Below are 24,411 nucleotides of genomic sequence, written 5' to 3' on the forward strand. Positions count from 1 at the left end.
GATATTACTGGTTAAAAATAAACAACCTCGGATACTATAAAAGCTAAAACTATTGCTTAACTCCTCGCAAGCTCTGCCGATAAAATGACTGTAAAGGGAATTTATTGGGAATGACGCAATGTCTTTATCATCGATTAATAGCTCGGCAAGTAACGCCTACAAGGCGCAAGCAGCTGCGCAACAAGCTAAAGCAGTTAAAGCCCCACTGCCGCCAACAAATACTACAGAGCAAACCGCAACCCAAAAACCAAACGAGCCAGAAGACAACGCCGTTAAATCTTTTGCTTACGGTGCCTTAGGCATGGACAAACCCAACGAAGTTAAAGACAACGATGATGGCGCCTACACCGCAGGACAAGTATTAAAAGCCATTGGCACAGTTGGCAGCATCATCGCCATAATGGTGTGAACTAACGAGCGTTAACTGTCCAAGTCGTTTCTTGATGCAGATCGGGATGACGTGGCACCAAAAACGAAAAGGCCAATGAAGCCAATGCAATGCCCGCCCCTATCCAAAATACTAAGGATGAAGAATACAGCCAAACAAATCCCAACAACGCGGGCAATACCACCGCGGCAATATGGTTAATGGTAAAGCTAACCCCCGCCGAGCTGGCAATGTCGGCAGGATCGGCAATTTTTTGGAAGTAACTTTTTATCGCTATCGCCATAGCAAAAAACAGATGATCGATAATATATAAGCCCGCTGCCCACTCTGCGGTGTCCACCAAAGCATATCCAGCAAATACAAAAATTAGCCCTGTGTACTCAATAATTAACGCTCTACGTTCACCAATACGCCCAATCAATTGGCCAATTTTTCCAGCAAACAAAATGTTTAGCACTTGGTTGGCTAAATAAAGCAGAGCAATGTCAGACACCGAATAGTTAAACTTCTCCACCATCAAGAAACCAGCAAACACCACAAATATTTGCCTACGCGCTCCGCTTAAAAATACCAAGGTATAAAACAGCCAATAACGCTGGCGCAGTATTAGCCGTTTGTGTTGTTCGTGTTCTGCGGTGTAATGCGGAAACCTTAAGGCTATAAACAACACCGCGATTATGGTTGCTCCGCCAAACATGGCGTAAAGCGAGACATATTCAAACTCGGTGTACTCAAGCAAGGCCCACAAAGAGCTATAGGCCAGAACCGCTGCTGCACCTTTCACTGCTAGAGCTTTGCCCATAAAGGCTGGCGTTTCATCTTTTGGGATCCACTGTAGAGTTAAAGATTGATTCACCGTTTCGAAATAGTGAAAGCCCACCGACATAAGTACCGTAGTAAAGTACAAGCCGTATACACTAGGGAAAAATCCGGTAAGAGTAATGCCAATGGCTAATACCAATAAACTTAACAAGGCAAAGGTTTGCTCTTTAAGCACTAACAGTACAAAAATTGCAGTAAAGGCTAAAAAGCCAGGGATCTCACGCAAGCTTTGCAAAATGCCAATTTCACGGCCAGTAAACTGGGCGACTTCGATAGCAAAGTTATTGAGCAATACCATCCAAATAGAAAAGCTAAACGGCATTAAAAAGGCCATCATTAACAGAAGTTGTTTCTTAGAACGCTGCATCATAATCCTTGATGAAAGTAACCGGTCTTTAGCTCAGTTCAGAAAAAGCTAAGCGAATACCAAAGGCAGCAAATAAGCCGCCTAAACCACGATTTAACCAACACTTAATTTTGTCACTTGCCTGTACGCGATGAGAAATAGAAGCACTTAACCAAGCTAAAATATGCCCCCAAATCATAGCGTTAAGATTAAACACCAAACCCAACACCACAAATGCCAAGGCTTTGTTTGGCTCGGCTGCGTCGATAAACTGGGGAACAAATGCTAAGAAAAACAACGCCACTTTAGGGTTTAAGCTATTGGTAAGAAAGCCCTGGCTAAATATTTTGGAATAGCTGGCTCCAGCGCCCTTATTGTTGCTTAAGTGCAAGCTAGCATTGGGGGTGTTTTTTGTAAGAGCCATCGAAAAGCCCATATACAACAAATAGATACAGCCAATAACTTTTATCACGGTAAAAGCCGCAGCCGAACTTGCTAAAATAGCAGAAAGACCAAACGCCGCCGCAGCTATATGTACAAAGGTACCCGCACCAATGCCTAACGCGGCCACCGAGCCAGCTTTAAAACCTTGGCTAGCACTGCGCGCCATTACATACAAAGAGTCTGGCCCTGGGATCAAATTCAGCAAAATACCCGAAACGACAAATAGCCAGAACTCGTTAATACCTAACATTGCTACTACTCCATTAGTGTTTTGCTTTGTGCGCGAAAGATCTCAGATTAGCATGGAGCTTGTACAAGCCCTAAGCAGAAAGACTATTTACACCAATAAAAGTAAAACATAGTTTGGCAAACTATGCTCAAATTTAAGCTGCTTCAAACACGGGTAAATCTATTGTTTGTTGTGGGTTATTTTACTTGGAACCTGAGTACGGTTTTAAGCTTGTCCGGTGTTACTTTTCGAGGATCTGACAGGTAAATTTCTCGATGAACTTTAGATAGTCGCTCAAACCCTTCGGCGACGGCAAAGGCTTCCATTTTTTCAAAGCTTTGCGGCTCATCATCGAACGGGCCTATATGAAGCATTTGTACCGTTTTCCCTTCTTCTATTTGCTCAAAACTAAGTTCTTCAAAAAGAGGGTTAGTTTTTTTCTGTTTTGCTAGCTCAAGCATATCGCGGTAAAACGCTTGGTCTATAAAGTCTGGCTGGCGGATCATTAAACGATATACCAGCTCATCTTTATTAATGGTGCCATCAAAATTGGCTTTTGCTTTTTCGTTAATATCCCAAACACCTTCTAAAGGATAAACGGTAAAATCAAAATAGCCTTGCGGTGGCTTATCCATCTTTTTAGGCATCATTTTAATGGTGTAAGCGAGCGTATATAAGGCCTCTACCTTTTTGGTAAAAGCACTGCTTGCAGGGCTCCCCTCGCCTTGAATACTTATAAAGGAAAACTCAGGAACGGTAAGGGTTTCTGGTTTGTTTTTCGGGAGATAGAAACTCTTCTCCTTTTTTCTCCATTCATGTTTGGCTTGCATCTGCGAACTCTTATTTTCAAGCTAATGATTAGGGTCTGTTGATCTTTGGTGTTGAAATTGCTGCAAAAACCATCAGCAAAGATCAATAGACCCTAGTAGATTATCACGCTTACACTAAGTCATCATTGTCCTAAGCGGTGTTGTATTAACTATCTACTTTCATTCCAACATTCGTTTCACTAAAAACCGCATATGCTTTAAGTTTCTCCACTGGATACTGGACTCTGGACACGGCCCACAAAAAAGGCGACTAAAAGCCGCCTTCATTGATTGGGTTAATCACTAACCACAGCTACCAAATACAGCTGTAGATTGCGTTTCTGCTTGCTCAACCAAGTTTGCACACGAAACCTCTGTTGCGCTAAAGGCTTCTGCTAAATCGATGCGAATTTCTGCGTAGGTATCTAAATTACGCATTTTAAATGAGCCATTGTCAAAGTTGTAAGTATATTGAATCCAAGTAGCGTAAGTTTCGCCGTTAGCGGGATCAATAATGTCTTGTGGTACTAGGTTGCCTGCGTCAAAGGTAGACTGCAGCTTTCCTTCGGTTTGTGCCCAGTTTGCATCTTGCTTAAATTCAACATTTGCTGAGTGATACAAACCACGCAGCATACGATCTGCCGATGAAATACTAGAACCAATTTTGTGGCCAGTTTCAGTAAGGCTCATATCGCCTGCAGCTTGAGCGTTTGCTTCATGATATTGCTGTAGTGGCGCATTAGCCATTACCCGCATTTGATCATTCACACTACCGCGGTGTACGCGCATTTCCCCGCCTTTATTTAGCTCAAATAACGCAATATCGCCGCTTTTGTCTTGAACCGAAATATGTAAACCGTGCTGGTCGCCATGAATGCCATCTACCCAAGCAAACTGGAATTGCTTGGCTTCAAATGCTTTCACAGCTTCTTCTACTGTAGCGAAATTTTCAGCCATAAAGCTTGCAGCATCACCCCAGTTTACCGCCGGTGCGCCGTTATCTTTATAGTCTTTAATAAACTCTGCTGAGTCATATAAATACAAGGTAGAGGCAGATAAGCCCGCGGCATTAATTGCCTCTCCTACTGTATCAACAAATACTTCACGCTCTTCTAAAGCGAGCGTTGGGTACTTTACTGTCCAAGTTGCCGCAGTTTTATATGAAGGTACGTCTTTAGTTGTTACTTCTGTACCTACTGGATGAAGAATAGCAACCGTTCCAAGCTGAACACCCCAATCTAGGGTACGTACTTGCGAAACGCCGTGTGGAGTATCTAAGGTAATGCGAGAACATGCATTAGCAGTTTGTGCAGCGCCAAACGTTACCGCAGCAATGGTTAAAGCAATCATCGATTTTTTCATAGTCATTCTCTCGTTATTAATTGCCCACTCCTTGGCGAATAGTGAACAAAAAAGCACAAATAAAAGTGCTTTCCGGTTCGAGTGATGACAATTAAAACATGACGAAACTAAACTAATTAATCAGCACCTTTAAGGTCAACTAACAGCTTGTGATTGAGGTATAAGACAAAGAACAGCGGGTAAACATGCCCAGAGGCTAGGCAAGCTAAATCATCGTTATAAACAAGCAGATTTAGCTTGTCTAAAACGACGAGTCAAACAATAACGACACGCTTAAGCACTATACAACTGAACGCAGTTTCGCCCCTGTTCCTTGGCCATATACAGGGCTTTGTCTGCTTGTTGCAGCAAGGTCTTTAATGACTTCACATCGCTGCTACTTGCCACTCCAAAGCTGGCGGTGCAGGTAAAGTTAGCTTCACCCACGATAGGAATAATGTGTTTAGACACCCGCTCGCGCATTCGCTCGGCTACTTGTTGCGCTTGCTCTAAGTTGGTTTTAGGCATGGCAATAACAAACTCCTCGCCACCAATACGGGCAAACAGGTCTTGCTCACGACAAATCGCATTTATTTCTTTGCTTATTTCAACTAAGCACAAGTCACCAACCACATGACCATGACGATCATTAATGCTTTTAAAATAATCAAAATCGAGCAAGACCAAGCTCATTGTTTGGTGCAACTTGTTGGCATGCTCGAGCATTTCGTTACCCTCAGCAAAGAAGCAATGGCGATTAGCCAAACCGGTTAGCGAATCGGTCGACGCTTGTAAGGTAAGTTGTTTTTCGTTGGCTTCAATTTGTCGCGCAAAAATGGTCAGCACAAAAACCACTTCAATCATATTCACCAATACCACCGACTGATAAAGCAAGTGATTGGTGGCAGCATCTAGCTCTATGAGCGGGTTTAAATTAAGGGTGTTTTCGCAATAAAGGAACAAACCTACCGAGGCAGCGCTTAATGCCAGCATCTCTCGTCGCTGATGAAGCTCAAACAGCAAAAATGCGCCAGTAGGCACCAAGAAATAGTACAAGTGAAAACCACTTTGATTGGTCACATACACATTGGTACAAACCAGTAAATGCACCATTAACACCGAGAAAAACCAGGTTTTAGCTCCAGATACATGACCCCGGTGCATAAATGCTAAGGTGGCAAAGTAAGCCACTGTAAAACCAAGATTAATTGAAGCAACACCGCTATTATCAAGCAGTAGCCAATAGTTGAGTGAGTATAAGCCAGATATAACGGTGGTTATTAAGGCGATGATATTGGTTAGCTTTATGCGGCTAACGGCAGCAAAAGAGTGCCCTTCGGCCCCTAAGTTTATTAGTTTTTTAATTTGCATATTGTTATCTGAGACTTCCCTTTCCAAGTACAGACTAACATACAAACTAGTAACAAATTGTTTCAAATTCGCATTTTCTAACATTAAGATTTAGTTGCAAACGTCGGCAATAATAGAGCTAAAAGTCAGTAAAATTCATTATTTTTTAATTAACAGCAAGTTAAAGCAAAGGCGAAAATATTTGCAGCGTTAAGTGACAAAAATGCTAATGGCTAACGCTGCTGCCAAGCACTTAAAATTTAACTATGCCAATAATCCAACTATTGGGCTTTAACGACTCATTCCATTAAAGCCCTAATACACGCACTAAAGCAGCGAATTTAAGCGTCGCTTAAAACGATTACTTAGGCATTTCCACCAACAAATGCCCTTGTTGTGCTTGGCTTAAATCAACTTCAAAACGTTGTGGTGACCAACCATGTACTTTATCGCGCGCTTCGATATAAACAATGGAACCAACAGCTGGATGTGGCACCTTGCTTAAGCTGCGAGTAAAGGGTTGCTCGTTAACATGGGGGTGTAATAATTCGCGCTCTCCCAAAACCGTGCCATTTACATCCACTACTCGCCACATATTGGCATAGTGATCCCAACCTGTATCGCTATGCAAAAGTGATACATCAACCTTCCAGGTTCGTTGGCCATCTTGAGTAAACTCTGCGGCCACTATTGTGACATCGTTAGCTAAGGCCGAAATGGAGTAAAAGCTAAGAGCTAAGCAACTGGCTAGAAAACTTCGCGAAATGTTAGGTAAGGAAAGTGGCATACCAGTACCCTATTGGCTGCTAGGAATGTATTTACACCCTAGCAGCAAAGCCAACTATTGAGTAGCTTAGTTTTGTAAGAGTTCTATTAGCTGTTTAGCCACTGCTCGGCTTGGTCAGCCTGACCCATATCAAATGCTTTAATGCTTAAGCCTGGAATAAGCTTGCCTTCAAGCTCGCTAATGGTTTGCACCCATTGCTTGTCGCACAACACTGCGGCGCGTTTAAACTGACGGATCACTTTAAACATCTCGGGAATACGTGCAAATTCTACGGCTAAGGCACTTAAGGTAGGTAATGCAAAGTCTTCGATTCGGTAAAGCATTAGCCCCTGCTCTATACCTTGTGCTTTGCTGCTAAGTTCATCTAAGGCTAGTTTCATTTCGTCCGCATCCAGCTTCCCGCCGAATTCAATATCTAAACGGTTGTCAGCCACTTTTGTTACGTTAAACATGTTGTTGCTCCATAAGGTAACTTAAGATGATTAACGCCACTGTATGCCAAACCCGATAAACTGATATTGCGCTAGATCGTATTCTTAAACGCCTAAATTGCGCTTAGGCTCGTTGTTTATTTGTAGAAAATCACCAACCAAATAGTCGCCACATTTTCCGCTGTTTCTGCTACTCGATGCTTTTGATGTGCAGGGATATTTAAGTAATCACCCATTCCTAAAACAACACGCTGGCCGTTATCAAACTCTATAACTGCCGAACCTTCTAAAACACTTACCCATTCATTTTCTTCTTGATCATACCAACCCTGTTCAGGTGAGGCTTGTCCATAAGAAACAATCCGCTCAACCCTCAATCCATCGGCTTGCAATAAGTCACTAAAATGCTCTTGGCTCTTATCCCTAGGCAACTTAGCAAATAGATTGTCCATAACTATTACGCCTTTTAATTAAGCCAAATCGCTGGTTCATTTAGCTAAGCCAAGCCCAGTTAACGTTTGTTTAACTATCACCAATAATTCCGCCTCACTGCTAACAACTTTTGACAACACGCTAATTCCCATTAGCAAACTTTGTAGCGCTAAAGCTTTATCTCTGGTTTGCTGTTCTTCTAGCTCTCCTTTAGTCACTGCTAGTTGCAGTAGCTGCTCGAAGCGGGCAATGTTGGCGTGCACCATAGTGCTTAGGTTTTCACCCAACTCTTCGTCTACAGCCACTAACTCAGAGATCGAGTTAATCACCAAACATCCACGCGCTTCGGGATCGCTTGCTCTAAAACGGCATACATCTGCGAAAAATGCGTTAATTAGCGCGAGTACACTAGTATGTTGCTCTGGCTGGTTTAAAACTTGATCCGGGGTAATGGTGGCGTATAAATCTAGGGTTTCTAAAAACAGCGCTTGGCGGCTACCAAATGCGTTATAAAAACTGGAACGCGTTATGCCAAGTTTTTCGGATAAGGCTTTAACCGAACAGGCCTCGTAGCCATGTAGCCAAAATTCATTCATGCAATCTTCTATTGCTGCTGAACGATCAAACTTCGCTGCTCTGCCCATGTTCTTCTGATACCGCTCAATATGTTCACATGTGTACAAATTAGCATAATTGTACTTAGCTGGCTAATTCCCTGCTCCAGAAGTTGGCCATCTAAGCTTTGCTCTTCAGATAAAAACGATTATTTATGATTTATTTTTGTGCACATATGGACAAAAACGATTTATAAAACTAAATTGTACATATGTGTACAATACATATTGTACCTTGTTGGGCGCAGTTAACATGCCCTGTTACATCTTGATTTAATGCAAGCCAACTAAAAGGAAGACCGAGACATGACTGCATTTTTTGTTGCAACTAGCCAAGTAAAAGACCCAGAAAAATTTGCGCAATATGGACAACAAGCAGCCGCTACACTGGGCGAATTTGGAGGTGAACTGGTAATAAAAGGGAAATTTTCTGGCAACCTTAGTGGTGCAAATGAGCATGATGCTGTGGGAGTAATTAAGTTTCCCAGTATGAGTAATTTGCAAAGCTGGTACGACAGCCCTAATTATCAAGCGCTTTTGCCACTTAGGGAACAAGCGGTGTTTATGAACATTAGTACTTACGCGGTACCTGAGTAAGCTTTAGCCTTGCCCAAGCTTCAATTTTAAACCCAGATTTGCTGGATCATTTCTGGGTTTACTTAACTTCACATAAGGCCATCACAAGCTAAAGCTAGCAAGTCAAATAACAGCTAAGCTAAAAGCACCAGTCGCTAAATACCTAGAGGCCTGTTAGTGAAGCTTATTAAGATACTTGCCATTTTATTGGGGCTTATTGCTTATCCGACATTAGCAAACCAACACGCAACAAACATTCAAATAGTAATGCAACCAGCGGTAAGCCAAGCCGATAAAGAAAGCCGTGCGCTTATAAAACGCAGTAATGTAAACCAGCACTTTAGTCAGTTAGTCGCACAACTGTTCAACTTTAGACGAGCAGTAACTTTAGAATATGGCATTAATGATGGCCCACTGTACGACCCAGACGCTCATGGTATTTACATTCCTTATGCCTTTGTTGCAGAGACCTTAGAGTTTTTCGCCAACAACAATTACCAAAAACGTTATGGCATAAGCGCAGAAGATGCGGCCATAGATACTCTATTGCACACCCTGTTACATGAGTTAGGCCACGCTTACATTACCGACCAGCAAATACCAATCCTTGGCAAAGAGGAAGATGCAGCAGACAATTTAGCCACCATTGTATTACTCAACTACGTTGAACTGGGCGACGAAGTAGCAATTAGTGCCGCCGACATGTTTGCGTTTGAATCTGAAGATAAACCCAATTTTTACGAGTTAAGTGAGTATATAAATGAACACAGTTTTGATTTACAACGCTATTTTTCTACCCTGTGTTTAGTGTATGGCTCTAACCCTAAACGCTACCCAAAACTGCTAAACGAGATTGACACCAGCTACTTGGCAGAGCGCCAAGAGTTTTGCATTCACCAGTACCAGCAAACTAACCAAAGCTGGCACACTTACTTAAAACAACCTTAAGCCTGGTTAGTCAGCTTAGTGCTAAGCACCGCTTCTAATTGGCTAAAACCTTTAACCAAATCACCTAAGAGCTCTTTGCCAATGGCATTCGCTAAATGTTGGTCCAATTCAGCCAACAACAACCTCGCATCAGCCATTAACAACTCACCTTGATGAGTAAACAAAATTTGCTTCTGTTTACCTACTCCTTCTCGCTGTTCCAAGTACCCCTTGTTACTTAGATCTTTTACTGTTTTAGCCACCATCTGGCGACTCACACCCAAATTTCTCGCGATTTCCGAACCAAAATTAATCCCGCAATCTAACGCACTTAAAAAACTTAAGGTGGCAGGGCTAATTGAACTGTAGCCCTTGTTAGAGAGAGCCTTAGATAAGTAATTACTTGTTAAATCTTGAATTTTGCTAGTTGCCATAACCAGCTGCAAAGCGTGGCTATCAACCATCGCAACGCTCTTTTGTGTCAACCTTGTTGACATGATTACCCCTAGTCACTACGCTTATGTCAACCAAGTATACATAAGGAGCAATTATGAAACACCTCTATCTGTTTTTAGCTATAGCAGGAGCCATTGTGCCCTATGTGTTTTTTATTGAGTTTATTACGGTGCATGGCTTTAACTTAGGGCTATTTATTCCTGCCCTTTTTGCCAATGGTGCTGCAGGTGGCTTTAGTGCTGATTTACTGATTAGCTCACTGGTGTTTTGGTTGTTCATGTTTAGCGATAAGCAAGCAGATCGTCCAAAGCCGTACTGGTTTATTGTGATCAACTTATCTATAGGTCTAAGCTGTGCTTTACCAGCGTACTTGTACTTTAAAATAAGAAATCAACAAACCGCTGCAGCTGTTCAGGGTATCGCTTAGCCAGAAAAGGGTTAATCGATTAAAAATAGCTCTAGCATCTGCCGGAGCTATTAATACAGCTAAAAAGCTACTACAAATGGCAACGTGAAGGCCATAAGCTAGTAACTCTCTCCAAATACAATGTCTTGCTGAGTGTCCAACCATAGAGGATGTTTAAACATCGCTTTAGAAAAAAGGCGACTTTGCAAATGCAGATTTAACCAAGCTTGTAAGTGAGTATACGGGCCGTTTAAGTAAAGCTGCCGGTTAACCTTAGAAAACTGTCGAATAAACGGCAGTAAAGCGTAATCGAGCAGGCTGGCTTTATCGCCCATTAGAAACCTGTGTTTAGTTAAACGTTGCTCCAAGTCTTGCACAAAAGGCTCACACTTTAGCCTGCATGCTTCTAGGTCTTGATGATGGTAGCGTTTTGCGTCTTTATAGCGCTCTAAATCCGGCTTAAATTGCTGATCGTTATGCTCAATAATTTGCAGCATTTCATCTAGCGCATCGCCTCGCGCTGAATACAATAAATCATTAGGGTCGTTACGCCTTAGCGCCCACAGCATAATATCTAGGCTCTCATCAATAACCTGATATTGAGTTGCTTCAGCGTTGGGGGTATCAGCTAAAACCAATACCGGTACCGTTCCTTTTGGCGACAAGGCTAGCATTTCTTCAGGCTTGTTTTTCATCACTATTGGCCGCAAATGCACAGCTTGCCCAGCCAGCAAAATAGCCAATCGAGCCCTCATCGCATAAGGACAGTTTTGCAGAGAGTACAATATAGGTAATGTAGACACGTTAGCGGATTAGCTCCCTGACTGTATGAAACTTATAAGGCCCCCATTTTATGGCGTTTGGCGAAATGTTTAAGTAATACGCCTTAACTTTTCTAAAAGCCCTTCTTTAAGCATATATCGAGGTATATCCCATTCTTGAGGAGGGAGGTTCGAAATATGATCTTTCCGTGACCTATTCCAAAAATTATATCCTGGGAGGTTTTCAGCGCAACAGTGTGCCATTGAACTAACACCAATAGACTCATTATTAATGACTACTTCTTCTGAGGTGCTTGATTTGTCTCCGTCATTACCCCAATAATTGTTTTCAATCGTATTCACAAACCATTGTATGGCGTCTTTAGGGAACTCTAACTGTGATACCTTTCGTTTGCCTGTAAGTTTACTTGTGTATTCTGTCCAGATTATGACGTATTCATCAAGAAGAATAATATTATTAATATCACCTTCAAACATCGGGTAATCAACGCTAAATAATATTTTTGCTTGTTTAGGTAGATCATCAATCTTTAGAATAGGAAATTCTTTCACTAAAAATTACTCATTGATTCCCTGACGGCATGAGACTTATAAAATCCCTATATTTTAAAGCGTTTAGCAAAATGTTTAAGTAATACTCTTGAGTTTCTCTAAAAGCCCTTCTTTAAGCATATATCGAGGTATTAACCAACTTTGCGGTGGTCTATTTGATACATGATCAACCCTTGACTTGTTCCAAAAGTTATAACCAGATAGATTTTCTGAACAGCAGTGCATCATTGAGCTAATTCCTATACTTTCACCACTAAACATTCTACTTTCCGAATTGGTGCTTTGATCTCCTTTATTTCCCCAATAATTATTCTCTATTGTTCTTGTGAACCAGGCTATTGACTCTAAAGGAAACTCTGATTGAGATATTTTGTCTTCTTTGGTGAAAAGACTTTTATATTTTGACCAGTAAACTATGTAATCCTCAAACTGTATAAGTTTGTGCTTTTCATTTTCAAACATAGGGTAATCTAGTTCAAATAACACCCTAGAGCTTAGAGGAAGATCCAGAGGGTCTAATATTGGTATTTTTTTCATCATAAACTTACTTAATTGGAATTAGATTGACTGTTCTCACTATAGGAGAACCACCTGATTTGGAAGTCTGTAGCTCAGTCAGAGGAGGTAAGTCTTTTTCTATACTTAAGGTTTCTACAACACCGTATTGCCCCCCTCCATCAGCGGTGTTAGCAGTTAAACCATTTCCTTTGAACTCGGCGTTAGCTCCTATTTCCGTTCTAACTTCATGCCTAGCTAAAAATTTATCTGCTTCGTTAGGAGGCATACTAGAAGCATACTCATTTATTTGTTTAGGATTGAACTCCTTGCCTCCGACACCCCAAAAACTTGTCATTTTATCTGCATATTCAGCTTGATAGCCCGAATTCATAGTACTTATAAGTACATCTTTATCATGCCCTTCCACATTCTTGGTGACAACATCGCCCATATTCTCCCATGTAGGTACAACAGTATTTCCACCAAACCGATCTAAGTTCTCACCTCGATCGATGATGTGCATAACATAATCTTTTTTGGGGTCATACCATGAACCGTTGCCAAGTACTTTATAAATTAACTCGGGGTCTGAATCGGCAGCTTCAATTTGGTCAAACGAAGTCGTCCAAGTAGGAACTAGCCCGCTATCTCTTTGAAAGGCTAGTTTAGCGTCGTCAGCACTATTCTTCGGCTGAATGCTAACTAAGAACCTATCATTAGCCGTTGCTCCAGAATTCGCCATTTTTACTAGCTCATCATCACTGTATTTTGGTTTGTAAGCTGGCTCACCTGCTTCCTTACGTTCTTTGATCTCTTCTCGAGACTTCGCCAAACGTTTTTCCGCTTGCGCAAAAGATTTTATCTTTCCATCGCGTGAGGTCTTAGGTTTTGCACTTCTAGTCTCTTCTAATTTCTCTGGTTGAGCACTAGCAGAAACCCTGCCACCATGCCCTAAAGATTCTTTTGCAGCGACAACACGTGAAATAACTTTTTCAGGCACGCTTGCTACTGGAATTCCACCTTCGGCATCGGTTGATGGCAACGGCGCAAAGTTTTCACCCTTAAATACACTTACCTCTCCGCTCATAATGCTGCGGCTTAACCAGCTGAGTTTATCTTGGCGAGATTTGTGGTGTGCTAAGTAGTCATTAGAAACTTGCTGATAGAGCCTATCAATATCAAATTGCTGGCCCCATGAGACGCTATGGTTTTGTAACAAGGCATCAATGTTGTATTTCTCAATACTATTTTGAACTTGCTCTGCAGGTACGTCATGAGTATTAGCTTGAGCAGGCAAGAAAAAATAAGACTGGCCAAATGGGTCTACTAGCAGTGTTTGGTTGAACTTAGATTGCTCGATAGGATTAGCGTTTGCTTGCATACTTGCCTCGCTCTACGCTGCCTTGGTTTGCTGCCTTAAACATGCGGTTCCTTGCCTGTTTTAGTTGCTAGGTATTAACTTTAAAATCAATAAAGTGGCGATGCTATCAGGCTAATGAGGGATGAGTCAATATTGAGAGGGCGTACAGCATACTTAGCGCGTAAATAATCATCAAACAGCGCACGTATATGAGCGTGACGCTAAGCGAACCAAATACTTAAAAACAACGGAAGTAGTGCCTTTTAGCAAGGTAACACCCTACTAAGCAACACTGATTAAATAGTCGTCAAAACACTGCTAGCAAAATACCAGCAGTGCTTGTTAGAGGATTACAAACCTTGGCTGTATTGGGCGTTCGTTGCCACAGTAACCATACTGCTGAGCTGTTGTTGCGCTTGCTCATCCCCTTGCAGAAATGCCTCAAACTGAGTGACCAATACCGTTTTATCTAACTCAGCTTTCGAGCCTGCGCCTATGTTGGTTAGGTCGATAAAAAACTCGTCAAACTGGCCTGCTAGATCATTCACAATCTCGAAGTTCAAGAATTGCTCGTGGTTGTAAATGCTTGGGTAGCCGCCCTTTTGTTTGTCGACCGCAAACGACACACCTTTCACATTAGTAATAGTGGTAGCCTTAGTACACTTAAGCATGCAGCCATCTTCAATCGCAGGCTTATTACAGCCTACGGTTTGTTGGAAGAAACACTGGCGGCTAGTCATCATCAAAATAGGGTGATAAATGCTGTAGAGCAATTTGAAGTTATCGGGCTTGGTAATATTTCGAATTTGCATGCGATTAATTTCGTTAGAAATAAACGCACCAGCACAATTAAGCTCTTCTTTTAAAGTGACCAAAGCGTGTGAATTGGTGGTGTTTAAGAATGGTCCGGCTATCCACTCAATGCCCATTTGGTAAGCCTTAAAAGCCACACCGGTATTGTTACTTACAATACGTGCAGGGCGAACTTCTTCCAGTAAACGCACCGCTTCTAGATAATCTTTACCAATTAACACCGCTGGAAACCACGGGATTAATCGCGGATTACGCAAGAAAATATCAATGTATTTATTATTGCCAGTTTTAAAGCTTTCTGGCAGCTTAAAATAAACATCTGATTCGGTTAAATCACATAGGTGTAAGTCTTTTTCGTCTGCAATAAGCAGCGACATGCTTGGCCGACCTTCTGTGCGAGGATGCTTAGGCAAGGCAGGCACCTCTACCGCTGGCACATGAGGCACAGAATTGTTTAAGGCCAATATAGCTTGGTTTTTCAGCTCACTAATTTGTTTAAGCGGCAAACTTAAGTTGGCTGCTAAATCTGAGCAATCAAACTCAGCGTAATCGTAATCTCGGTTAGCGAAGTTTTTAAAACGTTTCTCAAGCAGGGCTTGGTCTAAAGATTGTTTACCGACTTGGCTAAGCAACTCTTCAGTCGCCAATTGATACACTTTATCGTTATCACCAACAGTGAGAATTAAACGCAAGGGTTGATTAAACTCACCAGAAAACTGAACCTTTAAAGGCTGCTTGGCAATGCTCAAGTACTTAACTTTTTCGGCCAGCTCATCACCAATTTCGTTGCGCTCTGCGTGCAAGCCTTTTCTGGCTTCTTTAATTTCTACCACTGATATAGCGTTATATTTTTGAACTGCATGCTGCACGCTGTTATCACGCGGATTATCGATAAACATATCCTTGGTAAGGTTGCCCTTTAAGAAGGAGTTGGTGAAATCTCGGTTAAATACTCGGTATAGGTTTGAATCGTCGGCTAGAATTTTTCCGGTCTCAACAAACTTATCGATATGTTTACGCCAGCTATCCACCACGGTGTAAACATAGTGAGCACCTTTAATACGGCCCTCAATTTTTAGAGAGTCTACTTGTGCATCCACCAGCTCTGGCAAATCAAAATAAGCAGAATTGTCTTTAAGGTTAAGAGGGAAACGATTACCAGCATTCGTGATTTCGTATTCGTCTCTACATGCTTGGCTACAACGGCCGCGGTTACCTGAGTTACCCACACTTACCGAGCTTGAATAACACTGACCAGAAAAGGCGATACATAACGAGCCATGTACAAACACCTCGGTTAATACATCATGTTTATGTGCTAAAGCCGTTAGCGTTTTTATCTCAGCTAAATTTAACTCGCGTGACAGGTTAAGCCTAGAAGCGCCGAGCTTAGCCAAAAACTCTACCTGCCCTTCGTTGTGGGTAGTGAGCTGGGTAGAAGCATGAATATCTAAGCTTGGGAAATGCTTCTTAACTAAGTTAAACATGCCCAAGTCTTGCACAATAATCCCGTTAAGGCTGGTATTTACCAGTTTGTTAAGCAACTTAACCATGGCAGGAATTTCTTGTTCAAGAATGACCACGTTTAGGGTTAAAAACACTTCACAATCATACTTATGCGCCAAGCGTAAAATGCCATTCAAATCATCAAAAGAAAGGTTTGAGGCGCGGTTACGAGCATTAAAGGTATCTAAACCACAATACACCGCATTGGCACCAGCGATTACCGCCGCCTTTATGGCTTCTACATCACCACCGGGGGCAAGTAATTCAATCTTTCTACTCATGTTTCAAACTCACTTTACTTGGGCGAACAGCCTAATCTTAAATTGCGCGGGATTTTAACGGCAACAGAACACTATTGCTACAGTTAACTAACCTCATCCAGCAGTACTTGCTCAATTAAGCCAACTTGGCAAGTGGCAGCTAAACAACGGCTAGAACAGCAACTGCCACTTTGCTGTTTCACCCGACAAATTTGTAATAACAACCTAAACTATAAATAGCCCCCACAGCATAGAGTGGGCGCTTAATAGCAAATGACCGATTGCTCGAACAATCAGGACTAAAGCTTATGGCTAATACCAACTCACACCCTAGCAAAAAATCCACGGGCACCTGGCAAGTAGTGGTGGCAGTTATCATCTTTGTTACCAGCCTGATAGCTGTGTTCTACTGGGGCTACAAAGACATTCACTTTTTGGTAGTGAATCCCGAGTTATCAGATAAAGGCAGCGACATTTTCCTAAAGTACCTATTTATTGTGGTTGCGGTAGAGCGAGCCGCTGCAGTGTTTGTAAGTAATTACCGTAATCGAAAAGTAGCCGATTGGACCTTAAGAATATCCAGAATAAAAGAAACCCTATCCGATGAAAGCCAACACTTAAACGTGCTAAAAATGGTGTTTGAACGAGAGATCCAAGTCGCGCAAAAAGTGTTAGATAAACAAATGGTTGATTTGCTTATCCCACCAGAAGATACCGCCGATGAATACCGCGCCGCGCTATTGTGCATTAAACACAGCTATGAGTTTTCGCTGGCTAGGCATCAATCAACCTGCAACCGAGACGTAACCTTTTTTGTGTTTATCTCGGGTATTGTGCTGGCTTCACTAGGGCTTAGCATTCTTAGCGATGTAATGATGAACCTAACTGAAATATCCGGCATACACGGCCACCTAATACGAATTGCCGACGTACTCATTACCGGAGGTCTTTTGGGAGGTGGAAGCGCAGGACTTAACTTTGCTTCTACGCGATTTGCTGAGCTGATGAAAAAGAATTAATGAACGGCAATTGATTAGTGCTTGCAGCCAATTAGAGGCTCCAAGCACTTTCTTTTGGTTTAATAGCAAAGCACCCGTTTTGTTATAACGAGTACTGTGGGTCTATTAGTTATAGTTCTACCGTGCCAATTTGTGGTTTGTCTTCTTTGTCTTCTTCCTCTTCATCAACTTGATTGTCGGTTACAAACTTATAGCTAAGTGACAAAACACCCACTTGGATAGTAGCTACTAACAAAGATACCGCTGTTGAAAATATCGCAAATAGCCAGCTATCCTCAACGGCAATTATGCTTAGAAGCATATTACTGCTAGTAGGAAGCAGCCCCATTAATAGGGCTAAACGCCAACCATTTCCATCACTTAAGTTCCATGCCCAGGATAAGCTCTTCCCCCTAATGCCAATAGCACTTGCAGGAAGGACTAACGACCACCGCCCAACAAAATAGTACACCGGAAAGGTAATCGCTAATGATACAATTTGAGCGACTAATTGAGGTGAATTTTCTCCCAAAACCATGCTGCCAACAAGTACACCACTAATACCAACCACCGGCAAAGATACCAAAGCAACACAAACTATTAACAGCAAGCTCCAACCTGCAAACCGGACCTCATTACCTGTCCAGTTAAACACCCTCTCTTCGCTAGGCAGTCGCTTGTTAAGAAACAAACGGTGAGCCCCAACCAAGGCCTGCAGCGCTGTAGTTATATAAGCAATGCTCAAAAAAGCTATACCAATATTACTAAAGTAACTGTCACCAACTTCTAACGAAAGTGACGCAAACAACACTGCAATAAACATAACAAAAAGCAGCGGAGCGCCAATATTAAGAAGATCTCGAAAATAACGAAAAGGCAAAGACACGGCATCATACAAAATGGCGGTAACGGGTAACTGCTGGCTCAAAATAAATTCCTTGTTCTAAATACCACTCCCTCCAACCCTATGGGTTGAGCTAGCCAACTATTAAAAAAGAAAAGCACAGCAAATGCCATACACCAAATTGGTGAATTTATTTGCTTTCACATTAATTAGTGAGCCAAGCACTGTTAATAGCCAGCGCTTTACCGTATGTTGAAGAAAAATTGCTAAGCAGCGAGGCCAAGAGTGAAAAAGTACAAACATGAGGCGCAGTTATTAAAAAAAGCCTTACAAATTGGTGAGGTATACGCACTGCAACGCGGTTTTGCCAAGTTTCCACCTGGCATCTCAGAGAAAGACAAAGTAGAAGCGCTATACATGTTGTTAGCCGAAGACAAACGATTAACACCGTTACCAAAAGACAAAATCACCGGCCCAGAAATGCGCCACAAACTGGTACTGTGGTTAGCCAACCAACTGCCTAAAGACCACGAATTGTTAGATGGTTAGCAATAAGATCATTCACAAAAAAGCAGCACCGAGTGCTGCTTTTTAAGTACCAGTTCCCCCCATCTTTAAAGCATAGGTATTAGAACTAACTCGCACGTGTAGAACTCAGTAGCGATTCACGTTGAATAGACTAGTTATTAAATACTTTATCAACTGAAGCAGAAGACATTGACGCCAAAAAAGCACTGTATTCAAGTGCAAATGTCACTTTTTCCCCTACCGTTAGCGACGCGTTTGGGGCTTCAACAATGAGATGGTCACTACACGAGGAAACCACCCTTATGCCATCAGGTGACTTAAGCCCTGTAACACAAACATCTTGTCGCCCTAAGGCTAGAATGGCTTGAGCAACAGCTCCTCTATCTTTAACGTACTCTTTTTCGCCAAAGGCATTTATACCTCGCTCTCCCCAAGGAAAAGTGGGCTTAACCTTCGCCTCTATCACCTCTGCGCTTAGGGTAATCGCATCAGTATATAACCCTTTTATAGGCGCTTGCTCGGCTGGCACACAGCCTAAGAAAATGGCTTCGCCAAGGCGCAGATTGTTGATGCGAGTTCGCTCTACATTGTCCAAAGCCCAATTAATTGATGCTGAATTCCCCCCGGAAATTACATCAAGCTTGATCCCTAAATCGCTCTCAGCTTCATCCACAAGTTCAGATAGCAGTTTCATTTTTTCATCATCGGGTGCGATCCCATAACGACAAGCTAAGTTTGTTCCAATCCCCCTAATCGTAATGTTGGGTAACGATACAACTTTACGCATAAAATTGATGACTCGCTCCGGCATAACCCCTTCTCTTAAATCGCCCAATTCAACCATAATAATGATCCCGTGGTTTAAATTTAGGTGGGAGGCTGCTTGGGAAAGCTTCTCAATAACCTTAATTTCTGAGTTGAGGCTAATATCGCAGTATTTTACAACTTGAGCAGCCTGGCTAAGCATGGGGGTGCGAATCAGCATTTTGGGAATGCTAATCCCCGAGTCTGCCATTCTTTTGATATTTTCAACTCTAGAATCGGCAAACATCTTTGCCCCAGCCTCGATCAAAATCTTCGCAATTACAGGGTGTCCTAAGCACACTTTAGTAACTGGGGTAACTGAAATGTTTTTCTTCGCCAGCTGGTTAATCAGCAGCTGAGCATTATGATGTATTTTGTAACAATCAATGTTTAACCTTGGGTAACTCACTCGCTGTCGGCCAGTTTTTGAGCTAATAGCGGGTAAGCCATTAACACCATTTCCACCAGCTTCTGCTTAGGCTGAGTAAGAGGATCAGTAACCAGCAGGTCAAATTCCTTGGTGCAAGCGGTGATTTCTGACTCCATTTCTTCACTAGACATTCCCTCATGATTCAATGAAATGCCTATAACAGAGGTGTTTGCAAAGGTTTCTATGAGATTTATTTCAGATGAAATAGAAGGTACTGGCATAGAGGGAAAATCTACGCGATACAAACGCTTAGGCGCATGCTGCAAGATAATTCCTGTAGGGCAGCTGCCACGTAAAATGAAAGAGCTGGTCGAAAATGCCGGATGGCTCAAAGCGCCTTGCCCCTCAATAATAATGATATCTGGGCTTTCTTTTTGGTAAGCCTTAAGTACCACCGCTTCTAACTCTCCAGCGCAAAACTGCGACGGAACTGCATCTAAAGCCACGCAGTAAGCTGCACCTTGCATGATGCCAGTTTGCCCCGTTGCAATCATCACCACATTAAGGCCTTTATTCCTCAGCTCTTCTGCCAGTATTGTTGCTGTAGTACGCTTTCCCAATGCGCAATCGGTTCCCATTATCGCTACTCTTGGGCAGCTAACATCATGTATCTTGCCACTAAATGTGTGCAAATCTTCTTGCTTTTTGGGTTTGCGAATATCGAGAATATGAACGTTATTGGCAATGCTTGCGTTCTTGAAGATGGGATCATCATTTAAAAACTCATGCAGACCATTAACAATATTCATGTTCAGCGACATAGCGTCTAAAATGATTGCTTTCTCTGCGTCAGATAAAAAGCCACTTGACGGCGCTATACCAAAAATAAAGTAGTCAGGAATAGTTTCTGCGTGATTCAGTGCCTCGATAATATCACTGACTATTGGAATACCATTTGGCTTGTTGTCGAGCATTTCGCCAGAATCTAAGCCCGCAGAATGGCTATCAATAACCGACAGTATTCGGTAGTTTTGCGAGTGCCGGACTAAGCCATTTGCAGTTTTTCCATCGGTTTTTCCAAAGTTTCCTTCACAAAACACAATGGCCGAAGGTACCAAGGGAGTTAAGCATTCGTAGAGCGGAGCAACTGCTGCGTAATCCATCGAGTCTGCGCCAATGTTTAATTCTTCAGTACTGTTAAATTGAGATGTATTTGGAAAATTTACTGTTGAGTTGGACATAACTAAAGCCTTGTTTATAAGGCTTAGAAGGGCGACTAAGGAGTGCCGAGATGTTAGTTCGGAAAAGAAAAGAAGTCCCTACTAAGCGGTAGGGAGAAAAAACATACTAACATACTTCAGGCTTCAAGCGGGGGATAATTTAAACCATGACCTTGAGGTGAAGATGTAGCTATCTCGCCTCCCCGATAAGGTCCAGACGAAATAGGCTGTGCGCTCACTATAGTAGAAAAAAACAAATACCCAATAGGCCTTTATTTATTCACCCAATGTTCTGCAATTTGCTCTCTGGTGGCATACCAAACACCTTCAAACTGCTGGGTATATTGAATAAAACGTTGTAACGCAGCAAACCTTGCTGGACGGCCGATGATTCGGCAGTGCAAGCCAATGCTAAGCATTTTAGGCGTGGTTTCTCCTTCAAAATACAACACATCAAAAGCATCTTTTAAATATTGGTAAAACTGATCGCCGCTGTTAAAGCCCTGTGGGGTAGCAAAGCGCATGTCGTTGGTGTCTAGGGTATAGGGCACCATTAACAAGGGTTTACTGTAGTTGTTGTCCCAATAAGGTAAGTCGTCGGCGTAGCTATCGGCGCAATAGAGAATATCGTCACGTTCGGCAATTAACTTTAGGGTATGCGGGCTGGTGCGGCCGGTATACCAGCCTTTAGGTTTCGAGCCAGTAGTTTGTTGATGAATAGCAATGGCTTGCTCTATGTGTTCACGCTCTTGCTGCTCGCTAAAATCTTGATAGTGAATCCATCTTAAACCATGGCTGGCAATTTCCCAGTTGGCATCTAACATAGCTTTTACCGCTTCCGGGTTGCGCTGCAAGGCCATCGCAACGGCAAACACAGTTACTGGGATCCCTTGGCTCACAAACAAACGATGCAAGCGCCAAAAACCCGCTCGGCTACCATACTCGTATATGGATTCCATACTCATATGGCGATCGGGATACGCCTCTGCCCCAACTATCTCCGATAAAAACTTCTCGGAATGACTATCACCATGTAATACACAATTTTCGCCCCCCTCTTCATAATTAACCACAAATTGCAGGGCAACTTTGGCTTTGTTTGGCCAGTTTGCTTTGGGCGGGTTTTGGCCGTAACCGACTAAATCTCGAGGGTAGTTTTTGTTGCTCATAGTTATCCTTAGTTCACCAATTGAATGGCTAATTGGTGATGCTGTAATTTTAGTTGTTCTAGCTGGGCACGGGTTTCATCGGCGTCTTCAATAATCCACTTACCCGCTACCATCAGTTTGCTCACTTGGCTTGCACCACATAAAATCAAAGCGGCTAATGGGTCGTGAGCACCCGAAAAATTAATTCCATCTAGCTTGTACAAACCAATGTCTGCCTGCTTACCTGGCGCCATAACGCCAATATCATCGCGCCCCAATACCGCGGCGCTGCCTTGTGTTGCCCAATTAAGCACTTGGTGGTGAGTGATTTGATCGGCGCGATAACGCAAGCGTTGCTGCATTAATGAATGGCGTAACTCTTGAATCATATTAGAGCTATCGTTAGAGGCTGAACCGTCTACCGCCATGCCTAGCTTACAACCGGCTTTGGCTAAGTCTAAAGTTGGGCAAATGCCCGATGCCAGCACCATGTTAGAGGTTGGGCAATGTGCTATTCCAACTTGTGCAGCACCTAAACGTTGAATTTCAGTTTTGTCGAAATGAATGCCATGCGCTAACCACGTTTGTGGTCCTAGCCATCCGCAATGCTCCAAATAGTCTACCGGTCGCATGCCTAGTGTTTTCAAACAAAAATCGTTTTCATCGATGGTTTCACCAAGGTGAGTATGCAGTCGTACTCCTTGTTCTTTGGCTAAAGTAGCGGTGTCGCACATTAGCGATTCGGTCACCGAAAAAGGGGAGCATGGCGCAAGCGCTAAGTTAAGCATGCTGCCTTGTTCAGCACTGTGATATCGCTTAATTAAACGCATGCTATCATCAAGAATTTGCTGCTCGGTTTGCACTACAGAGTCTGGCGGCAAGCCGCCATCTTTTTGTGACAAACTCATACTACCGCGAGTTAAAGTTGCCCTTACTCCCAAGCGCCCTACTACCTCGGCTTGAATATCTATCGCCTCGCTTAAGGCATGATTAAATACATAGTGATGATCGGCCACCGTTGTCGCGCCGCTCAACATTAGCTCCCAACAAGCAATCTCTGTAGCAACCTCGATGTGCTTAGCAGTAAGGCCAGCCCATATTGGGTAAAGCGTTTGTAACCAAGGAAATAATGGCTGATTAATTGCAGCCGGTAAGCAGCGCGTAAGGGTTTGATAAAAGTGGTGATGAGTATTAATTAAGCCAGGCAGCAACACCATATCACTGGCGTCGAGTTGTTGGTCTACTGCCGCAACCGGCTGCTGCCCTGCTGCAATACATTCAATTATTTGGCTTCCTTGAATCACAATGCCACCACGCAAATCGCGCTCAGCATCGGGGCCGCTGATAGCTCCGCTAAATACGGCTAAAGGATTTTTAATCCAAAGAGTTTGGCTTGCTTGTTGAGCTTGATTAGAGAGTGGCGACATGACTTAGTGCTTGTCCTGTTAGCATAGTAGCTAAAGCATAAGCAAAAATCTGACCAAGCACTCAGCTTTTTGCTTTAGCTTTTTAAGCCAATCCCGCGAATAACTATATCAATCACGTTTCGCTCGGCTTTGGCAAACTCTTCTGCACTTAAGGTTTTACCATTGATCATTCTAATTTCGGTATCAAAGTCGGCGTAAAATTGAGTAGCTCCCCAAATCAAAAACAACAGATATAAAGGCTCTATTGCTGCAATTTTGCCTTGGTCGACCCAAGCTTGAATCAAGCTACATTTGTTTTTAGTCCAATCTACAACAGGAAATTGTAAGTTTCCCTTTAGGTTAGGAGCACCTTGGATAATTTCCATAGCAAAGATCCGAGAGCTTTTAGGGTGGCTACGGCTGTAACGCATTTTAGAGCGAATATAAGCACTAATTGCTTGCTCAGGGTCGTCGTTAGCGGTGGTGTTTTCAAAGGCATCGTTCCACATATCTACAATATCTTCGAGCAAGGTTTTGTATAGGCCTTGTTTAGATTTGAAGTAATACAGAATGTTAGCCTTGGGCAACTCGGCTCTGTCGGCAATGGCTTGTAAGGAGGTGCCTTGGTAACCGTGTTTTACAAATTCATTGGTTGCCGCTTTAAGAATAAGCCGTTCATTCTTTTTTCTAATTGCGCCACTTTGACCTGCCGTAGCTTTAGCCATGCTAACCCACTCTCCCTGTTGAACTTTAATGCCGAAACTTTATACCAAAGTATTATTAATGATTAATTTATAAATCACTAGCACTAAGTTTGCTTTACTAAAAATAGCGATAAACGCACCATAACGCGCCAAAACTTGCCATACTTCGCACCATCAAAGCACAACAAAAAACCAACAATTGCAACTTATTAGCTACAGCGCTTAACTTGAACAGTTGGTCAGATTTATGCAGTAAGACC

At 42.6% G+C, this 24,411-nt stretch carries 27 protein-coding genes; 6 read left to right on the top strand and 21 right to left on the bottom strand.

Annotated features, from left to right (window positions below; genetic code table 11):
- Positions 1-118 precede the first annotated feature (118 nt).
- Positions 119-409, top strand: coding sequence for a hypothetical protein (locus ACYFDN_RS06125; protein ID WP_483510362.1), 291 nt, complete (start codon positions 119-121; stop codon positions 407-409).
- Position 410: 1 nt separating this feature from the next.
- On the opposite strand, the gene ACYFDN_RS06130 is transcribed toward ACYFDN_RS06125, so the two are convergent.
- From ACYFDN_RS06130 to ACYFDN_RS06170, 9 genes are all read right to left on the bottom strand, one after another.
- The gene (locus tag ACYFDN_RS06130) at positions 411-1,577 is read right to left on the bottom strand and encodes an MFS transporter (protein ID WP_483510363.1); all 1,167 of its coding nucleotides are present in this window, start codon (positions 1,575-1,577) and stop codon (positions 411-413) included.
- Positions 1,578-1,605: 28 nt separating this feature from the next.
- Entirely contained in the window at positions 1,606-2,250 is a 645-nt protein-coding gene (locus tag ACYFDN_RS06135) for a LysE family translocator (RefSeq protein WP_483510364.1), read from the bottom strand.
- Between the two features lie 176 nt (positions 2,251-2,426).
- Positions 2,427-3,059, bottom strand: coding sequence for a GyrI-like domain-containing protein (locus ACYFDN_RS06140; RefSeq protein ID WP_483510365.1), 633 nt, complete (start codon positions 3,057-3,059; stop codon positions 2,427-2,429).
- 282 nt (positions 3,060-3,341) lie between these two features.
- Complete coding sequence (locus ACYFDN_RS06145; RefSeq protein ID WP_483510366.1) at positions 3,342-4,400, bottom strand: linear amide C-N hydrolase; 1,059 nt, start codon at positions 4,398-4,400, stop codon at positions 3,342-3,344.
- A gap of 273 nt (positions 4,401-4,673) precedes the next feature.
- Positions 4,674-5,750: a GGDEF domain-containing protein gene (locus ACYFDN_RS06150; protein ID WP_483510368.1), complete on the bottom strand. Its 1,077-nt coding sequence runs from the start codon at positions 5,748-5,750 to the stop codon at positions 4,674-4,676.
- Positions 5,751-6,090: 340 nt separating this feature from the next.
- Positions 6,091-6,516: a hypothetical protein gene (locus ACYFDN_RS06155; protein WP_472590683.1), complete on the bottom strand. Its 426-nt coding sequence runs from the start codon at positions 6,514-6,516 to the stop codon at positions 6,091-6,093.
- Between the two features lie 86 nt (positions 6,517-6,602).
- The gene (locus tag ACYFDN_RS06160) at positions 6,603-6,968 is read right to left on the bottom strand and encodes a SpoIIAA family protein (protein ID WP_483510370.1); all 366 of its coding nucleotides are present in this window, start codon (positions 6,966-6,968) and stop codon (positions 6,603-6,605) included.
- Between the two features lie 116 nt (positions 6,969-7,084).
- Entirely contained in the window at positions 7,085-7,399 is a 315-nt protein-coding gene (locus tag ACYFDN_RS06165) for a cupin domain-containing protein (protein WP_483510372.1), read from the bottom strand.
- A 36-nt stretch (positions 7,400-7,435) separates the two neighbouring features.
- Positions 7,436-7,975, bottom strand: a complete 540-nt coding sequence (locus tag ACYFDN_RS06170) for a TetR/AcrR family transcriptional regulator (RefSeq protein WP_483510374.1) — start codon at positions 7,973-7,975, stop codon at positions 7,436-7,438.
- A gap of 324 nt (positions 7,976-8,299) precedes the next feature.
- Between ACYFDN_RS06170 and ACYFDN_RS06175 the strand changes: the two genes are divergently transcribed.
- Together ACYFDN_RS06175 and ACYFDN_RS06180 are read left to right on the top strand one after the other, a co-directional pair.
- Positions 8,300-8,590 carry a DUF1330 domain-containing protein gene (locus ACYFDN_RS06175; RefSeq protein ID WP_406608893.1) on the top strand — a complete coding sequence of 97 codons (291 nt, stop codon included), beginning with the start codon at positions 8,300-8,302 and terminating at the stop codon, positions 8,588-8,590.
- A gap of 156 nt (positions 8,591-8,746) precedes the next feature.
- Positions 8,747-9,517 carry a DUF4344 domain-containing metallopeptidase gene (locus ACYFDN_RS06180; RefSeq protein WP_249483640.1) on the top strand — a complete coding sequence of 257 codons (771 nt, stop codon included), beginning with the start codon at positions 8,747-8,749 and terminating at the stop codon, positions 9,515-9,517.
- Here ACYFDN_RS06180 and ACYFDN_RS06185 read toward each other — a convergent pair.
- A complete protein-coding gene (locus ACYFDN_RS06185; protein ID WP_483510376.1) occupies positions 9,514-9,993 on the bottom strand; it encodes a MarR family transcriptional regulator in 480 nt (159 codons plus the stop codon). The genes ACYFDN_RS06180 and ACYFDN_RS06185 overlap by 4 nt on opposite strands.
- A 53-nt stretch (positions 9,994-10,046) precedes the next feature.
- Between ACYFDN_RS06185 and ACYFDN_RS06190 the strand changes: the two genes are divergently transcribed.
- Entirely contained in the window at positions 10,047-10,379 is a 333-nt protein-coding gene (locus tag ACYFDN_RS06190) for a DUF2834 domain-containing protein (RefSeq protein WP_483510377.1), read from the top strand.
- Positions 10,380-10,477: 98 nt separating this feature from the next.
- On the opposite strand, the gene ACYFDN_RS06195 is transcribed toward ACYFDN_RS06190, so the two are convergent.
- The 5 genes from ACYFDN_RS06195 to ACYFDN_RS06215 form a co-directional block, all read right to left on the bottom strand.
- On the bottom strand, positions 10,478-11,161 hold the full coding sequence (locus ACYFDN_RS06195; RefSeq protein ID WP_483510378.1) for a glutathione S-transferase: 684 nt from the start codon (positions 11,159-11,161) through the stop codon (positions 10,478-10,480).
- Between the two features lie 69 nt (positions 11,162-11,230).
- Entirely contained in the window at positions 11,231-11,692 is a 462-nt protein-coding gene (locus tag ACYFDN_RS06200) for a hypothetical protein (protein ID WP_483510379.1), read from the bottom strand.
- A gap of 75 nt (positions 11,693-11,767) precedes the next feature.
- Positions 11,768-12,232: a hypothetical protein gene (locus ACYFDN_RS06205; protein ID WP_152782204.1), complete on the bottom strand. Its 465-nt coding sequence runs from the start codon at positions 12,230-12,232 to the stop codon at positions 11,768-11,770.
- Between the two features lie 4 nt (positions 12,233-12,236).
- Positions 12,237-13,571, bottom strand: coding sequence for a hypothetical protein (locus tag ACYFDN_RS06210; protein ID WP_483510380.1), 1,335 nt, complete (start codon positions 13,569-13,571; stop codon positions 12,237-12,239).
- A 329-nt stretch (positions 13,572-13,900) separates the two neighbouring features.
- Positions 13,901-16,150, bottom strand: coding sequence for a peptidase U32 family protein (locus tag ACYFDN_RS06215; RefSeq protein WP_483510381.1), 2,250 nt, complete (start codon positions 16,148-16,150; stop codon positions 13,901-13,903).
- Between the two features lie 287 nt (positions 16,151-16,437).
- On the opposite strand from ACYFDN_RS06215, the gene ACYFDN_RS06220 reads away from it, so the two are divergent.
- Positions 16,438-17,148: a hypothetical protein gene (locus ACYFDN_RS06220; protein ID WP_483510383.1), complete on the top strand. Its 711-nt coding sequence runs from the start codon at positions 16,438-16,440 to the stop codon at positions 17,146-17,148.
- 109 nt (positions 17,149-17,257) lie between these two features.
- On the opposite strand, the gene ACYFDN_RS06225 is transcribed toward ACYFDN_RS06220, so the two are convergent.
- Positions 17,258-18,055: a hypothetical protein gene (locus ACYFDN_RS06225; RefSeq protein WP_483510385.1), complete on the bottom strand. Its 798-nt coding sequence runs from the start codon at positions 18,053-18,055 to the stop codon at positions 17,258-17,260.
- 201 nt (positions 18,056-18,256) lie between these two features.
- Between ACYFDN_RS06225 and ACYFDN_RS06230 the strand changes: the two genes are divergently transcribed.
- Positions 18,257-18,520, top strand: coding sequence for a DUF5062 family protein (locus ACYFDN_RS06230; RefSeq protein ID WP_016400603.1), 264 nt, complete (start codon positions 18,257-18,259; stop codon positions 18,518-18,520).
- Between the two features lie 130 nt (positions 18,521-18,650).
- Here the strand turns inward: ACYFDN_RS06230 and ACYFDN_RS06235 are convergent, their stop codons facing one another.
- The 5 genes from ACYFDN_RS06235 to ACYFDN_RS06255 all read right to left on the bottom strand — a co-directional run bounded on the left by ACYFDN_RS06235 (position 18,651) and on the right by ACYFDN_RS06255 (position 24,172).
- Entirely contained in the window at positions 18,651-19,712 is a 1,062-nt protein-coding gene (locus ACYFDN_RS06235; protein ID WP_483510387.1) for an alanine/ornithine racemase family PLP-dependent enzyme, read from the bottom strand.
- Positions 19,709-20,914: an N-acetyltransferase DgcN family protein gene (locus ACYFDN_RS06240; RefSeq protein WP_483510388.1), complete on the bottom strand. Its 1,206-nt coding sequence runs from the start codon at positions 20,912-20,914 to the stop codon at positions 19,709-19,711. Before ACYFDN_RS06240 ends, ACYFDN_RS06235 begins: the two co-directional genes overlap by 4 nt.
- 251 nt (positions 20,915-21,165) lie before the next feature.
- Entirely contained in the window at positions 21,166-22,062 is an 897-nt protein-coding gene (gene puuE, locus ACYFDN_RS06245; RefSeq protein WP_483510389.1) for an allantoinase PuuE, read from the bottom strand.
- Positions 22,063-22,070: 8 nt separating this feature from the next.
- A complete protein-coding gene (locus ACYFDN_RS06250) occupies positions 22,071-23,468 on the bottom strand; it encodes an 8-oxoguanine deaminase (protein WP_483510390.1) in 1,398 nt (465 codons plus the stop codon).
- Between the two features lie 74 nt (positions 23,469-23,542).
- Entirely contained in the window at positions 23,543-24,172 is a 630-nt protein-coding gene (locus tag ACYFDN_RS06255; protein WP_483510392.1) for a TetR family transcriptional regulator C-terminal domain-containing protein, read from the bottom strand.
- Positions 24,173-24,411 lie beyond the last annotated feature (239 nt).

The sequence above is a fragment of the Agarivorans sp. D1326 genome (assembly GCF_056958115.1).

What these genes read in the sequence shown, in the direction of transcription:
- ACYFDN_RS06125 (WP_483510362.1), top strand. Translation starts at nt 119, where the DNA reads ATGTCTTTATCATCGATTAATAGCTCGGCAAGTAACGCCTACAAGGCG.
- ACYFDN_RS06130 (WP_483510363.1), bottom strand. Translation starts at nt 1,577, where the DNA reads ATGCAGCGTTCTAAGAAACAACTTCTGTTAATGATGGCCTTTTTAATG.
- ACYFDN_RS06135 (WP_483510364.1), bottom strand. Translation starts at nt 2,250, where the DNA reads ATGTTAGGTATTAACGAGTTCTGGCTATTTGTCGTTTCGGGTATTTTG.
- ACYFDN_RS06140 (WP_483510365.1), bottom strand. Translation starts at nt 3,059, where the DNA reads ATGCAAGCCAAACATGAATGGAGAAAAAAGGAGAAGAGTTTCTATCTC.
- ACYFDN_RS06145 (WP_483510366.1), bottom strand. Translation starts at nt 4,400, where the DNA reads ATGAAAAAATCGATGATTGCTTTAACCATTGCTGCGGTAACGTTTGGC.
- ACYFDN_RS06150 (WP_483510368.1), bottom strand. Translation starts at nt 5,750, where the DNA reads ATGCAAATTAAAAAACTAATAAACTTAGGGGCCGAAGGGCACTCTTTT.
- ACYFDN_RS06155 (WP_472590683.1), bottom strand. Translation starts at nt 6,516, where the DNA reads ATGCCACTTTCCTTACCTAACATTTCGCGAAGTTTTCTAGCCAGTTGC.
- ACYFDN_RS06160 (WP_483510370.1), bottom strand. Translation starts at nt 6,968, where the DNA reads ATGTTTAACGTAACAAAAGTGGCTGACAACCGTTTAGATATTGAATTC.
- ACYFDN_RS06165 (WP_483510372.1), bottom strand. Translation starts at nt 7,399, where the DNA reads ATGGACAATCTATTTGCTAAGTTGCCTAGGGATAAGAGCCAAGAGCAT.
- ACYFDN_RS06170 (WP_483510374.1), bottom strand. Translation starts at nt 7,975, where the DNA reads ATGAATGAATTTTGGCTACATGGCTACGAGGCCTGTTCGGTTAAAGCC.
- ACYFDN_RS06175 (WP_406608893.1), top strand. Translation starts at nt 8,300, where the DNA reads ATGACTGCATTTTTTGTTGCAACTAGCCAAGTAAAAGACCCAGAAAAA.
- ACYFDN_RS06185 (WP_483510376.1), bottom strand. Translation starts at nt 9,993, where the DNA reads ATGTCAACAAGGTTGACACAAAAGAGCGTTGCGATGGTTGATAGCCAC.
- ACYFDN_RS06190 (WP_483510377.1), top strand. Translation starts at nt 10,047, where the DNA reads ATGAAACACCTCTATCTGTTTTTAGCTATAGCAGGAGCCATTGTGCCC.
- ACYFDN_RS06205 (WP_152782204.1), bottom strand. Translation starts at nt 12,232, where the DNA reads ATGATGAAAAAAATACCAATATTAGACCCTCTGGATCTTCCTCTAAGC.
- ACYFDN_RS06210 (WP_483510380.1), bottom strand. Translation starts at nt 13,571, where the DNA reads ATGCAAGCAAACGCTAATCCTATCGAGCAATCTAAGTTCAACCAAACA.
- ACYFDN_RS06215 (WP_483510381.1), bottom strand. Translation starts at nt 16,150, where the DNA reads ATGAGTAGAAAGATTGAATTACTTGCCCCCGGTGGTGATGTAGAAGCC.
- ACYFDN_RS06220 (WP_483510383.1), top strand. Translation starts at nt 16,438, where the DNA reads ATGGCTAATACCAACTCACACCCTAGCAAAAAATCCACGGGCACCTGG.
- ACYFDN_RS06240 (WP_483510388.1), bottom strand. Translation starts at nt 20,914, where the DNA reads ATGTCCAACTCAACAGTAAATTTTCCAAATACATCTCAATTTAACAGT.
- puuE (WP_483510389.1), bottom strand. Translation starts at nt 22,062, where the DNA reads ATGAGCAACAAAAACTACCCTCGAGATTTAGTCGGTTACGGCCAAAAC.
- ACYFDN_RS06250 (WP_483510390.1), bottom strand. Translation starts at nt 23,468, where the DNA reads ATGTCGCCACTCTCTAATCAAGCTCAACAAGCAAGCCAAACTCTTTGG.
- ACYFDN_RS06255 (WP_483510392.1), bottom strand. Translation starts at nt 24,172, where the DNA reads ATGGCTAAAGCTACGGCAGGTCAAAGTGGCGCAATTAGAAAAAAGAAT.